The 13,782-nt window shown below is 61.4% G+C and carries 14 protein-coding genes; 13 read left to right on the top strand and 1 reads right to left on the bottom strand.

Annotation, left to right across the window (positions count from 1 at the left end; all coding sequences use genetic code 11):
* Nucleotides 1-228: 228 nt before the first annotated feature.
* From ATY78_RS15270 to ATY78_RS15330, 13 genes are all read left to right on the top strand, one after another.
* Nucleotides 229-2,082: a M3 family oligoendopeptidase gene (locus ATY78_RS15270; RefSeq protein ID WP_088683162.1), complete on the top strand. Its 1,854-nt coding sequence runs from the start codon at nt 229-231 to the stop codon at nt 2,080-2,082.
* 215 nt (nt 2,083-2,297) lie between these two features.
* Complete coding sequence (locus ATY78_RS15275) at nt 2,298-3,485, top strand: aminodeoxychorismate synthase component I (RefSeq protein ID WP_088683163.1); 1,188 nt, start codon at nt 2,298-2,300, stop codon at nt 3,483-3,485.
* Nucleotides 3,482-4,111, top strand: a complete 630-nt coding sequence (locus ATY78_RS15280) for an aminotransferase class IV family protein (RefSeq protein WP_088683192.1) — start codon at nt 3,482-3,484, stop codon at nt 4,109-4,111. The genes ATY78_RS15275 and ATY78_RS15280 overlap by 4 nt, the downstream gene beginning before the upstream one ends.
* 2 nt (nt 4,112-4,113) lie before the next feature.
* On the top strand, nt 4,114-4,398 hold the full coding sequence (locus ATY78_RS15285; protein ID WP_088683164.1) for a YciI family protein: 285 nt from the start codon (nt 4,114-4,116) through the stop codon (nt 4,396-4,398).
* A gap of 106 nt (nt 4,399-4,504) precedes the next feature.
* A complete protein-coding gene (locus ATY78_RS15290; protein WP_088683165.1) occupies nt 4,505-4,756 on the top strand; it encodes a transcriptional regulator in 252 nt (83 codons plus the stop codon).
* Between the two features lie 2 nt (nt 4,757-4,758).
* Nucleotides 4,759-5,109 (top strand): type II toxin-antitoxin system RelE/ParE family toxin, encoded by a 351-nt coding sequence (locus ATY78_RS15295; protein ID WP_088683166.1) that lies wholly within the window; start codon nt 4,759-4,761, stop codon nt 5,107-5,109.
* A 190-nt stretch (nt 5,110-5,299) separates the two neighbouring features.
* On the top strand, nt 5,300-6,751 hold the full coding sequence (locus ATY78_RS15300; protein ID WP_088683167.1) for a homospermidine synthase: 1,452 nt from the start codon (nt 5,300-5,302) through the stop codon (nt 6,749-6,751).
* Between the two features lie 169 nt (nt 6,752-6,920).
* Entirely contained in the window at nt 6,921-7,289 is a 369-nt protein-coding gene (gene omp10 / locus ATY78_RS15305) for an outer membrane lipoprotein Omp10 (RefSeq protein WP_088683168.1), read from the top strand.
* Nucleotides 7,290-7,328: 39 nt separating this feature from the next.
* The gene (locus ATY78_RS15310; RefSeq protein ID WP_088683169.1) at nt 7,329-7,649 is read left to right on the top strand and encodes a hypothetical protein; all 321 of its coding nucleotides are present in this window, start codon (nt 7,329-7,331) and stop codon (nt 7,647-7,649) included.
* Between the two features lie 276 nt (nt 7,650-7,925).
* The gene (locus ATY78_RS15315; protein ID WP_088683170.1) at nt 7,926-9,881 is read left to right on the top strand and encodes a bifunctional metallophosphatase/5'-nucleotidase; all 1,956 of its coding nucleotides are present in this window, start codon (nt 7,926-7,928) and stop codon (nt 9,879-9,881) included.
* Between the two features lie 126 nt (nt 9,882-10,007).
* Nucleotides 10,008-11,042: a ferrochelatase gene (hemH, locus tag ATY78_RS15320; protein WP_088683171.1), complete on the top strand. Its 1,035-nt coding sequence runs from the start codon at nt 10,008-10,010 to the stop codon at nt 11,040-11,042.
* Nucleotides 11,043-11,188: 146 nt separating this feature from the next.
* Nucleotides 11,189-12,223 (top strand): SPFH domain-containing protein, encoded by a 1,035-nt coding sequence (locus tag ATY78_RS15325; RefSeq protein ID WP_088683193.1) that lies wholly within the window; start codon nt 11,189-11,191, stop codon nt 12,221-12,223.
* Between the two features lie 3 nt (nt 12,224-12,226).
* Nucleotides 12,227-12,682 (top strand): NfeD family protein, encoded by a 456-nt coding sequence (locus ATY78_RS15330; RefSeq protein WP_088683172.1) that lies wholly within the window; start codon nt 12,227-12,229, stop codon nt 12,680-12,682.
* Here ATY78_RS15330 and ATY78_RS15335 read toward each other — a convergent pair whose 3' ends face one another.
* A complete protein-coding gene (locus ATY78_RS15335) occupies nt 12,683-13,678 on the bottom strand; it encodes a KpsF/GutQ family sugar-phosphate isomerase (protein ID WP_088683173.1) in 996 nt (331 codons plus the stop codon). It abuts the gene before it with no gap.
* Nucleotides 13,679-13,782 lie beyond the last annotated feature (104 nt).

A 13,782-nucleotide genomic window follows, 5' to 3' on the forward strand; every position in this document is an offset into this window, starting at 1 on the left:
TAACGATTGTGACGACCGTTTTTCGTGCCGAAGCGAGGCCTTTCATCCGCTGAAAAGCCCTTGATACCGGGCCTTGTCGCGCTTGCTGCACCGCAGCTCCCTTCAGACGGGCATGGGTCGCTGTAGCAGTTTGAACCTTCGCGTCGCGCTTTCTGAAAATCGATTCCGATTTTCGGGCCGATGCGCTAGACAAGCAAACCTGTTATAAAGTGGAGAGGAATTGCGCCCATGAAAATCAAGCTCCCGCACGCACGCCTTCTCTTGTCGGCAGCAGCGCCGAGTGGGGCCGCCGATCCCGCGCTCGGCGATCTGCCGGTCTGGAAGCTGCAGGATCTCTATCCCTCCGCCACGTCAACCGCTTTCGTCGCCGACATGGAAAAAGCCGGCAAGGCCGCGATCGCCTTTGAAGAGAAGTGGAAGAGCAAACTTGCCGAAGCGGCGGCCAAGACCGGCGGCGAAGGCATCGGCGCGGCGCTGCAGGAATATGAGGCGCTCGACGATCTCATGGGCCGCCTCGGCTCCTTTGCCGGCCTCACCTATTTCTCCGACACCACCAATCCGGCCAATGGCAAGCTTTACGGCGACGTGCAGGCCAAGATTACCGAATTCTCAGGTCATCTGCTGTTCTTCGCGCTGGAACTGAACCGCATCGACGATGCGGTGATCGACGCCAGCATGGCGAACGATCCCGATGCCGGCCATTACCGTCCCTGGCTCATCGACCTTAGGAAAGACAAGCCCTACCAGCTCGACGACAGGCTGGAACAGCTCTTCCTCGAAAAGTCGATGACGTCGGCCGCCGCCTTCAACCGCCTGTTCGACGAAACCATGGCGGAACTGCGCTATGAGATCGACGGCAACAAAGTGCCGCTCGAAGTGGCGTTGAACATGCTGCAGGAGAAGGATCCGGAAGCGCGGCGCAAGGCGGCCATGGCGCTTGCCGAAACCTTCAAGGCGAATATCCGCATCTTCACGCTGATCACCAACACGCTTGCCAAGGACAAGGATATCGCCGACCGCTGGCGCGGGTTCGAGGACATCGCCGACTCCAGGCATCTGGCCAACCGCGTCGAGCGCGAGGTTGTCGATGCGCTGGCTGCGGCCGTGCGCGAAGCCTATCCCCGCCTGTCGCACCGCTATTATAAAATGAAGGCGAAATGGCTCGGCATGGAGCAGATGAATTTCTGGGACCGCAACGCGCCGCTTCCGGAAACCTCGAGCGCCATCATCTCCTGGCCCGAAGCAAGAGAAACGGTGCTTTCGGCCTACGGCAACTTCGCCCCCGAGATGGCCGATATCGCCAGGCGCTTCTTCGACGAACAATGGATCGACGCTCCGGTCCGTCCCGGCAAGGCGCCCGGCGCCTTCGCCCATCCGACGGTTCCCTCGGCCCATCCCTATGTGCTCGTCAATTATATGGGCAAGCCGCGCGACGTGATGACGCTTGCCCACGAGCTCGGCCATGGCGTGCACCAGGTTCTCGCCGGCGCGCAGGGTGCGCTGATGTGCCAGACGCCGCTGACGCTTGCCGAAACCGCATCGGTCTTCGGCGAGATGCTGACCTTCCGCGCGCTCCTGGAAAAGACCACCGACAAACGCGAGCGCAAGGCGATGCTCGCCCAGAAGGTCGAGGACATGATCAATACGGTCGTGCGCCAGATCGCCTTCTACGAATTCGAGCGCAAGCTGCACACCGCCCGCAAGGCAGGCGAACTCACCGCCGACGATATCGGCGAGCTCTGGCTCTCCGTCCAGTCGGAAAGCCTCGGGCCTGCGATCAACATTTCCGAGGGCTACGAGACCTATTGGGCCTATATCCCCCACTTCATCCATTCACCCTTCTATGTCTACGCCTATGCCTTCGGCGATTGCCTGGTGAATTCGCTCTACGCCGTCTACCAGAAGGCCGAGAAGGGCTTTCAGGAGAAGTATTTCGAGCTCTTGAAGGCCGGCGGCACCAAGCATCACTCGGAACTCCTGAAGCCTTTCGGCCTCGACGCCACCAATCCGTCGTTCTGGAGCCAGGGCCTGTCGATGATCGAAGGGCTGATCGATGAGCTGGAAGCGTTAGATAAAGCGTGAATTCTCGTCGCCAGGAGCGGGGAGGCGGCAACGAGTCCCTTCTCTCCATAGGGGAGAGGTGCCGGCAGGCGGATGAGGGGGCGACATAGCAGAACCTGTCCTTCGCATATGCTCAGGACGTCGCTTCGCTCCTCCCCCTCATCTGCCCTTCGGGCATCTTCTCCCCCGTGGGGAGAAGGGAAAAATACCTCGCCCTCCCAATCGCATCTTGAGTGATGAGGAGCAGAACAAACCGAAAGCGTTGCGTGACTGACAAACCCTATATTCTCTTCCGCGACGACACTTCAGGCCAGGTGATGCTTTTCGCCGAGCCGGCTGAGATCATCATTGCCAGGACGCGCAGCGAATTCTTCGCCGGCCTCGCCCGCTTGGAAGAAGCCAGGGCCGAGGGCAAATGGCTTGCCGGCTACATGGCCTACGAGGCCGGATATCTCTTCGAGGAAAAACTCGCGTCCTTTGCCGGAGAGGGCCGCGAAACGCCGCTCCTTTGTTTCGGCGTCTTCGACGCGCCGCAGCCGGACACGCACCCGCTCGCCCAGCCGAAACAGCGTCTCGAAAACGAAGAGTTCCTGACCGCCCCGAAAGCCGGATGGGATTTCCCTATATATAAAGAGCGTTTCGACCGCCTTCACGAGCACCTGCGGCTCGGCGACGCCTATCAGGCGAACCTCACCATGCCGGTCGAAGCCCGCTGGACCGGCGATCCCCGTGCCGCCTTCTGGTCGCTGATCGAACGCCAACCGGTCAAATACGGCGCACTGGTCGATCTCGGCGGCCCGATCATCCTGTCGCGTTCGCCTGAACTCTTCTTCCGCACCGATGAAGAGGGCTGGATCGAGACCCATCCGATGAAGGGTACGGCAAAACGCGGCGCCAGCCCCGCCGAAGATGCCGAAATCATCGCGGCCATGCGGGCCGATATCAAGACGCAGGCCGAAAACCGCATGATTGTCGATCTGCTGCGCAACGACATCTCCCGCATCACCGAGGTCGGCACGCTCGACGTGCCGAAACTCTTCGACGTCGAGACCTATCCGACCGTCCACCAGATGGTGAGCCATGTGCAGGCAAGGCTGCGTCCCGGCCTTTCGATCCGCGATATCTTTGCAGCCCTCTTCCCCTGCGGGTCGATCACCGGCGCCCCGAAGATCCGGGCGATGGAAATTCTCCACGCGCTCGAAGATACCCCGCGCGACGCCTATTGCGGCGCGATCGGCATGATCTCGCCCAGCGGCGCCATGCGTTTTTCCGTCGCCATCCGCACCGTCACGCTTTTCGATGATGGGAAAGCAGTCTTCAATGTCGGCGGCGGCATCGTCTTCGATTCCACTGCCGAGGCCGAATATGAGGAATGCCTGCTCAAGGCCCGCTTCGCCATCGGCGACCAATGGATCGCGCGATGACCGATTTCTCGCTGATCGAGACGCTGCGCTGGCAGCCCGGCGATGGCTTCATCCGCTGGCGCCTGCATCTCGCCCGGCTTTCCCGCTCCGCCCGTCGCCTCGGTTTTCCGCAACCGGTCGGCGCGGCGGCAAAGCTCGATGAAGCCGTCGCCGAGGCCACAGGCCCATTGCGCATCCGCCTGACCTTCGATCCGCAAGGCAAAATCGAAGTAACGAGCGCGCCCTTTGTCCCGCTGCCCCCGGAGACCGTCTGGAGCGTTCGCATCGCCAAGATCCGTCTCGACTCCGCCGACAGGCTGCTGCACGTCAAGACCACGCGCCGCGCCGTCTACGAGACCGCCCGTGCCGAATATGCGCCTGCGGAGGCGGATGAAGTCATCCTTTTGAACGAGCGCGGCGAAGTCTGCGAAGGCACCATCACCTCCGTCTTCCTGGACGACGGAACCGGCATCCTGCGCACCCCGCCGATTTCATGCGGCCTGCTCGCCGGTGTGCTGCGCACCGAACTCATCTGCGGGCGCAAGGCCCGCGTCGGCCGTCTGACACTTGCCGATCTCGATGCCGGCACGCTCTATGTCGGTAACTCGCTGCGCGGACTGATCCGCGCAAACCTCCTCAGGAATTGACCATGTTCATTCTCTCCCTCACCTACGTAAAATCCAACGATGAAGCCGATAGGCACATGGAGCCGCACATGGCCTGGGTGAAGGAGGGTTACGCCAAAGGCTGGTTCCTCGCCTCCGGCCGCAAGGTGCCGCGCACCGGCGGCGCGATCCTCGCCATCGGCGACCGCGCCGCGATCGAAGCCTATGTCGCCGCCGATCCCTTCACCATCCACGGCGTTGCCGAATACGAAATCACCGAACTTGCGATAACGACGACGGTTGAAGGACTGGAAATCCTGAAGCGCTAACCATCTGGCGCCTGCTCTTCAGCTATGGCATTCACGACGATCACGTGAAGAATATTGACAATATGTGCTACGCCACCCACAATCACGAGAAAATAAGGGTAAACCAATGGCGTCAGGCAGCATTCACGTAAAGGTCAGCGGTGCGCTTCAGGATCATATCCAGCAGCAGATCGGCGATGATGGCCTCTACGAAAACGCGAGCGAATACATCCGTGCTTTGATCCGGCGCGATTTGCAAACGCGTGATGAAGCATGGGATGCCCTTCAAAAGGAACTCGCACCCGCGATGCGGGCCGCCGATGGTGAGTTTGTCGCTGTCAGCGCCGAGGATGTCATTCGCCGCAACAAACGCCGCTGACTGTGATGGCTTATCGGTTTTATCCGCGTGCAGACGCTGCACAGGACAAGATTTGGCGCGATACGTATGAAACGTGGGGAGAAAAGCAGGCGGATGCCTATATCCTCGGGCTGCATGGTCGGTTGCAGCGCCTATGCGAGGAGCGACTTATCTGGCGCCAGCTTCCACAGCGATTGGCCATTCCCGCAGATATCAAGCACCATGCTTATTTCAGCCGTTATGAACATCACTACATTTTCTTTCGCGAACTCGATAACGGCGATATTGGCGTGATGAGCATTCTTCACGAGCGGATGGATTTGCCGGTAAGGCTTAGAGAGGACTTGGTAGCTCATTCGAGCAAGGGATCGTAATAGGCATATTCCAAAACACGACACATCGGGTAGCCGACCTTCCGCCCACCCGATATTTGCCCTTTCCCCGTCAACGCTCTTTATTGTGACGCCGTTTTGTGGTTAGAGCCGGTCACTTCGCAATTTCTGCGGCAATCTCACAAGAATTCTTCGGGCTTCCCGCCTTCGTCGCCTTCCACAGGAGAAAAGAATGACGGAACAGAACTATCCGGTATACGCCGAAATTACCGGTCCGATCGTGATGATCGGCTTTGGCTCCATCGGCCGCGGCACCCTGCCCCTGATCGAGCGCCACTTCAAATTCGACAAGAGCCGGATGGTCGTTATCGACCCGCGCGAAGAGCCCTCCGACATGGAGATCCTGAAGAAGCACGGCGTCCGCCATATCAAGGAATATGTCACCAAGGACAATTACAAGGAACTGCTGAAGCCACTGCTGACGGAAGGCGAAGGCCAGGGTTTCTGCGTCAACCTCTCGGTCGACACCTCCTCGCTCGACCTCATCAAGCTCTGCCGCAAGCATGACGTGCTCTATGTCGACACCGTCGTCGAGCCCTGGCTCGGCTTCTATTTCGACAAGGGCATGAGCAATGCCGACCGCACCAACTATGCGCTGCGCGAAACCGTGCGCAAGGAAAAGGCGAAGAATCCGGGCGGCGCCACGGCCGTTTCCACCTGCGGCGCCAATCCGGGCATGGTTTCCTGGTTCGTCAAGCAGGCGCTCGTCAACCTCGCCAACGACACCGGCCTGAAGTTCGACGAACCTGACCAGCATGATCGTGAAGGCTGGGCCAAGCTCATGAAGAAGCTCGGCGTCAAGGGCGTCCACATCGCCGAGCGCGACACCCAGCGCACCAAGCACCCGAAGCCGCTCAACGTCTTCTGGAACACCTGGTCCGTCGAAGGCTTCATCTCCGAAGGCATGCAGCCGGCCGAACTCGGCTGGGGCACGCATGAGCAGTGGATGCCGAAGAACGCCAAGAAGCACAAGAAGGGCAACAAGGCCGCCATCTATCTGGAGCAGCCCGGCGCCAACACTCGCGTGCGTACCTGGTGCCCGACCCCTGGCCCGCAATACGGCTTCCTCGTCACCCACAACGAGTCGATCTCGATCGCCGACTACTTCACGGTCCGCGACAAGGACGGCGAAGTAACCTTCCGCCCGACCTGCCATTATGCCTATCATCCGGCCAACGACGCCGTGCTCTCGCTGCATGAGATGTTCGGCAACGGCGGCACGCCGCAGCCGGTTCATCACGTTCTCGACGAGGACGAGCTGGAGGACGGCATCGACGAACTCGGCGTGCTGCTCTACGGCCACGAGAAGAATGCCTATTGGTATGGTTCGCGCCTGTCGCTGGAGGAAACCCGCCGCATCGCGCCTTATCAGAACGCCACCGGCCTGCAGGTCACGTCAGCCGTTCTCGCCGGCATGGTCTGGGCGCTCGAGAACCCGAAGGCCGGCATCGTCGAAGCCGACGAGATCGATTACAAGCGCTGCCTCGAAGTGCAGATGCCCTATCTCGGCCCGGTCGAAGGCCACTATACCGACTGGACCCCGCTCGACGGCCGTCCCGGTCTCTTCCCCGAGGATATCGACACCAAGGATCCCTGGCAGTTCAGGAACATTCTCGTTCGCTGAGATCGTCAGTGCAACTTGAAGATGCCCGCCGCGAGGCGGGCATTTTTGTAACGCCGGCTGTATAAATTCTGCCCGCCGCCTTCCAAGGCTTGCCATCCTGGCGGGTGCACGCCATGTTTTGCCCGAACTGCAGCGGGGTCCGCCGCGCCGATTCGCCGGGAGAAGCCTTATGAATATCAAAACTGGTCTCGTTCTTGTCGGTGCAGCAGCCGCGCTTGCCGCCTGCGTTTCATCAGGACCGCGCCCCCTGCCGGTTGCAAACACGCCCGCGCCCACCGGCGTCGAAGGCAGCTGGAGCGATCCGAACGGTATCGTTTCCACCTTCCAGGGCGGCACGTTCACCACCCGCACTACCGACAGCAACCAGTTGCTCGCCTCCGGCACCTATATCAACACCTCGCCGACGCTGGTCGAGATCAACATGACCTCGCTGGTGCGCAAGACCCAGTCCAAGGTCAATTGCGCCCTCGTAAATCCGAGCCAGCTGAATTGCACCTCGGATTCCGGCGCACAGTTCACGCTTTCCCGCCGCGGCTGACAAGGACGGATGGGCGATAGGCTTGCGGGGATAAGCACCGTGCGAGCCTTCGCCGGTTACCTCGTCCTGCTGCTCGCACTGCCGCTTGCGGCACTTGCCGTCGTCCTGCCGGCCAATGTCTACCGCGCCCAGGGCATCGCCGCCCCCGATTGCGACGGGCCGCTGCAGGTTTTGATCTTCGCTCTGCCGGCCCTCTTGATCTATGGCGCCGGCGCATTCCTTGCCTACCGGAGCGGTAGACGCTTTCACCGCATCCTTTCCCTTCTCTGCCTGCTCGTCGCACTGGCCACTCTTCCCAACATTGCGGAAGCTGCGCGCGAACTCTACCGAAACGCCGTCGACGGCGAATGCTTGGGCTAGAGCATGTCGCGCAAAAGTGTGCAGTGGTTTTGCGTTAACGACATGCGTAAAACAAAGACCTAAAGCGCGAAGAGCGAATCTGAAAGATCGCGACGCGCTTTAGTCACCCGGCTTTTTTGTCTGCCGCCTCTTGGAAAGAATCCCTTCTGATCCAGCTTTCCCTTGCGGTCGCGCATCGTCTCGTGGAACATCTGCGCGCCGGGAAACCGCCCCGGCGGACTATGGAAGGGATCGGCGAGGATCGGGGAATCTCTCGCCTCAATCAGGAGAACAGGGATGACGAAGTCTTTCAGCTTCGGTCTTTTGACCGCGTCCATGCTGGCGCTGAGCGCGGGTGCCGCCTTTGCGGATTACGAACTCAATATTCTTCATATCAACGATTTCCATTCACGCATCGAATCGATCAACAAGTTCGACTCCACCTGCTCGGCCGAAGAGGAAGGCAAGAAGGAATGCTTCGGCGGCGCGGCCCGCCTGAAGACCGCGATCGACCAGCGCCGCCAGGCGCTGTCGGGCAAGAACGTTCTCCTGCTGAATGCCGGCGACAATTTTCAAGGCTCGCTGTTTTACACGACCTACAAGGGCGCAGCCGAAGCTGAATTCCTGAACATGATGAAGTTCGACGCCATGACCGTCGGCAACCATGAATTCGACGACAGCGAGGACGGGCTCGCGACCTTCCTCGACAAGGTGCAATTCCCTGTCGTGACGGCGAACGTCAAGGCGGCAGCCGCCTCCAAGCTCGGCGACCGCATCAAGCCCTCGCTGGTGCTCGATGTCGGCGGCCAGAAGATCGGCATCGTCGGCGCTGTCACCAACGATACGCCCGAGCTTTCCTCACCCGGCCCGAACGTCACGATCGCCGACGACGTTGAGACCATTACATCAGCCGTTCAGGAGCTGAAGGGCCAGGGTGTCAACAAGATCATCGCGCTGACCCATGTCGGCTACCCCCGCGACCTCGCCGTGATCGCCAAGATCCCAGACGTCGATGTCGTCGTGGGCGGCCATTCGCATAGCCTGCTCTCGAATACCGATCCGAAGGCCGAAGGCCCGTATCCGACGATGGTCGACAACCCCGGCGGCTACAAGGTGCCGGTCGTCCAGGCCGCCTCCTACAGCAAATATCTCGGCGATCTCGTCGTCAATTTCGACGATAACGGCGTCGTCAAGGACGCCAAGGGCGATCCGATCCTGGTCGACTCTTCCTTCACACCCGATCCTGCCGTCATCACCCGCGTTGCCGAACTGGCAAAGCCGATCGAGGAACTGCGCAAGAAGGTGATCGGCTCCTCCGAAGGCCCGATCGAGGGCGACCGCAAGGTCTGCCGCGTCAAGGAATGCTCGATGGGCAATCTGGTGGCCGACGCCATGCTCGACCGCACGAAGAACCAGGGCGTCACCATCGCCTTCCAGAACGGCGGCGGCCTGCGCGCCTCGATCGACGGCGGCGACGTCACCCAGGGCGAGGTCATCACCGTCCTGCCTTTCCAGAACACCCTCGCCACTTTTGAAACGACCGGTGCCGATGTCGTCAAGGCGCTCGAAAACGGCGTGAGCCAGATCGATCAGGGCGCCGGACGCTTCCCGCAGGTCGCCGGCCTGAAGTTCTCGTTCGACCAATCGAAGCCTGTCGGCAGCCGCGTCAGCGATGTCCAGGTGAAGGAGGGCGACAACTTCGCGCCGATCGACCCGGCCAAGTCCTACAAAGTCGCCACCAACAACTTCATGCGATCAGGCGGCGATGGCTATTCGATCTTCAAGGACGGCAAGAACGCCTATGATTACGGCCCGGATCTTGCCGACGTGACCGCCGGATATCTGGCAGCTCATTCGCCTTATAAGCCCTACACCGATGGCCGCGTCACCGAAACCGGCGCGACTGTGGCACAGGCGCCCGCTGCCGAACCGGCGGCTCCCGCTCCCGCGCCGGCAGCACCTGCGCCGGCCACCGAGCCCGCTCCCGCCCCTGCGGCGCCGGCTGCACCCGCCCCGGCCACCGAGCCGGCCCCGGCAACTCCCGCGCCTGCTACGGAACCGGCTCCGGCAGCCTCCGCACCCGCCGCAACGACGCCCTCCACCCACGTCATCGCGGCGGGCGACACCTTCTGGGATCTCGCCGTCACCTTCTATGGCGATGGTACGTTGTGGCGGAAGCTTTCGGAGGCCAACGGCAAGCCGAACCCACGTCACCTGACGGTCGGCAAGGAGATCGAGGTTCCTGCCAAGTAAGACGATTTGTCCCGATTGTCGTGGCCGGTCCGGGCTTTCCCGGGCCGGCTTTTCTTTCTATAGGGTGAACCGTGATCTCGCGGCTGCGTATGAGCCAACGAGATGAAAAAGAGCGTTGGGGCCAGAATGACCGCAGATATTTCACTCCGCCCGGCGGACCATCCGGCCGTCAAGTCAGGCAAGGTCGGCGTCCTGCTGGTTAATCTCGGCACGCCCGACGGCACCGACTACATCTCGATGCGCCGCTATCTCAGGGAATTCCTGACCGATCGCCGTGTCATCGAATGGTCGCCCTGGAAGTGGTATCCGATCCTCTTCGGCGTGGTACTCAACAGGCGCCCGCAGAAGGTCGGCAAGGCTTATGAGCTGATCTGGAACAAGGAGAGGAACGAAAGTTATCTCCGTACCTATACGCGCAACCAGTCGGAACTGATGGCCGAGCGGCTCAAGGATCTTGCCAATGTCAAGGTCGACTGGGCGATGCGCTACGGCACGCCGTCGATCGCTTCGCGCATCGAGGCGCTGAAGGAAGACGGCTGCGACCGCATCGTGCTCTTCCCGCTCTACCCGCAATATGCGGCGGCGACGACTGCGACCGTCAACGACAAGGCCTTCCAGAAACTGCTCACCATGCGCTGGCAGCCGGCGCTGCGCACCGTGCCCGACTATCATGACGACGAGACCTATATCGAGGCGCTCGCCCAATCCGTCGAAAAGCACCTTTCGACGCTGGACTGGAAGCCGGAGATGCTGCTTGCCTCCTTCCACGGCATTCCGATGTCCTATTTCAAAAAGGGCGATCCCTATTACTGCCAATGCCAGAAGACCGGCCGGCTGCTGCGCGAACGGCTCGGGCTGACCAAGGAAAATTTCATGGTCACCTTCCAGTCCCGCTTCGGGCCGGAGGAATGGTTGCAGCCCTATACCGACAAGACGGTGGAGAAGCTCGCCCAGGACGGCGTCAAGCGCATCGCCGTCATCAATCCCGGCTTCGTCTCCGACTGTCTGGAAACGCTGGAAGAGATCGCCGAACAGGCCGCCCACTCCTTCCATGAGAATGGCGGCGACAAGTTCACGCATATTCCCTGCCTCAACGACGGCGAGGACGGCATGAAGGTGCTGGAAAAGGTCGTTCGCCGCGAATTGCAGGGCTGGGCCTGAGAATAGGTCCAAGGACCTTGCCGTGACGAGCCTCCTTTCACCGGGAGGCCGTGCATTCGCGTGTCATTTCTTCCTCGCAAAGAACATGCTAACTCACCACATCAGTTGTGAGGCGCTTGCGCATGCGCCGATGGGAGGAATTTTTCATGCTGTTCGGCGGCTTCGACATCGTCGTGATCGTGCTCGTCATCTTCGTCATCCTCGTGCTTTTTGCCGGGATCAAGACCGTGCCGCAGGGCTATCGCTACACCATCGAGCGCTTCGGCCGCTATACCCGCACGCTGGAGCCGGGCCTCAACCTCATCACCCCTTTCATCGAGCGTGTCGGCGCGCGGATGAACGTGATGGAGCAGGTGCTGAATGTGCCGACGCAGGAAGTGATCACCAAGGACAATGCTTCGGTTTCAGCCGATGCCGTCGCCTTCTTTCAGGTTCTGAATGCCGCCCAGGCCGCCTATCAGGTGTCCCACCTCGAAAATGCCATCCTCAATCTCACCATGACCAATATCCGCTCGGTCATGGGATCGATGGATCTCGACGAACTGCTTTCCAACCGCGATGCGATCAATGACCGGCTGCTGCGCGTCGTCGACGAGGCCGTGCAGCCCTGGGGCATCAAGGTCACCCGCGTCGAGATCAAGGACATCCAGCCGCCGCGCGACCTCGTCGACGCGATGGCCCGCCAGATGAAGGCCGAGCGCGAAAAGCGCGCCCAGGTGCTGGAGGCGGAAGGCTCGCGCAATGCCCAGATCCTGAGAGCCGAGGGCGCCAAGCAATCCGCCATCCTGCAGGCCGAAGGCCAGCGCGAAGCTGCCTTCCGCAACGCCGAAGCCCGCGAGCGACTGGCCGAGGCCGAGGCCAAGGCGACGAAGATGGTTTCCGAAGCGATCGCCGCCGGCGACGTCCAGGCGATCAACTATTTCGTTGCGCAAAAATACACCGAAGCGCTCGCCTCGGTCGGTTCGGCGCCCAATTCCAAGATCGTGCTGATGCCGATGGAAGCCTCTTCCATCCTGAGTTCGCTCGGCGGCATCGGCGCCATCGCCCGCGAAGTCTTCGGTGACGCCGGCAATCCGCCGCCGCCTCCCCCGCCGCGTCCGCGCCCCGCCCCGGCCCGCTCGACGCCGTCGATCAATCCACCGCTTCCCAACAATCCCTTCAATCCCGATCAGGAGCGATGAGCCATGCTGGCGAAGATCATCGCCGAACTCGGTCCGTGGAGCTGGTGGGTCGCAGGCCTGGTGCTGCTCGCCGCCGAAATGATCGTGCCTGGCTTCTTCCTGGTGTGGATCGGCCTTGCCGCCTTGATCGTCGGCGCGCTGTCGCTGCTCTTCTGGGACAGTGCCTTCTGGGTCTGGGAGCTGCAGGCGATCCTTTTTGCGCTTCTCACCGTCGCCACCACCTTTGCCGGCCGCCGGCTGACGCTGCGCAATGCCGCGACCGACGAGCCCTTCCTCAATCAGCGCGGCGCGAGCCTCGTCGGGCGCACGGCGACGCTGCAGGAACCGATCCGCGAAGGCCGCGGCCGCATCCGCCTCGACGATACGCTATGGCAGGTCATGGGGCCTGATTTGCCCGCGGGAACACAGGTGAAGGTGATTTCGTGTCACGGCCGCGACCTGCGGGTCGAACCCGTCTGATCAGGCAACCCCGATCCGCAGCAGGTCGTGGAAATGCACCAGCCCGACCGGACGGTTGTCCTCGTCGATGACGATCAGCGCGCCGATGTGATGCTGGTTGAGCAGTGCCAGTGCGGCGGTCGCCAGCATCGTCGGCTTCACCGTCTTCGGCGTCTTCGTCATGATGTCGTCGACGGCAAGATCGGCAAGGTTGCGCGTCAGGTTGCGCGCCATGTCGCCTTCGGTGACGATGCCGCAGAGCCGGCCATCCCCGTCAAGCACGCCGACGCAGCCGAAATGCTTGCGCGACAACACGGTGATCGCCTCCGGCATCGGCGTGCCCTTGGCAACCAGCGGCAGCTTCTCGCCGGTATGCATGATATCGGCGACATGCATCAGGCTCGCGCCGAGCTTGCCGCCGGGATGGAAGACGTGAAAATCTGTGGCGGTAAAGCCCCGCGCCTCCAGGAGCGCCACCGCCAGAGCGTCGCCGAGCGCAAGCTGCATCAGCGTCGAGGTCGTCGGGGCCAGGCCGTTGGGGCAGGCCTCCTGCTCGTTCGGCACCAGAAGGATGATATCGGCTGCACTCGCAAGCGAGGAACGTTCGCTGCAGGTGATCGCGATCAGCGGAATGGAGAAGCGCCGCGTGTAGGAGATGATGCTCTTGAGCTCGGCGCTCTCGCCGCCCTTGGAAATCGCCAGGACGACGTCATCGCGCGCGATCATGCCGAGATCGCCGTGATTGGCTTCGGCCGCATGCACGAAAAAGGCGGGCGTTCCCGTCGAAGCGAACGTCGCCGCGATCTTCGCGCCGATATGCCCGCTCTTGCCGACGCCGGTGACGATCACGCGCCCGGAGATGTCGCCGATGGTCTCCACCGCCTTTGTGAAAGGACCGGCCAACCCATCGTCAAAGGCTCGTTCGAGTGCCTCGAGACCGCGTTTTTCGGTCTCTATCGTGCGTTTTGCCGATTCGAGCACGCTGTTTTCAACGAGTTTGATCGCTCTCTTGTTCATGGAGATGCGTTAGACCTTTTCACTTTCCAAGTCCACCCCGCACCATTTCCGAAATGTGAACGGCGCCTGCCCGCGGCAACGAATGATTAACCACAAGGCTTTAC

The sequence above is a fragment of the Rhizobium sp. R635 genome (genome assembly GCF_002211285.1).
In the GTDB taxonomy this organism is placed as follows: Bacteria; Pseudomonadota; Alphaproteobacteria; order Rhizobiales; family Rhizobiaceae; genus Rhizobium.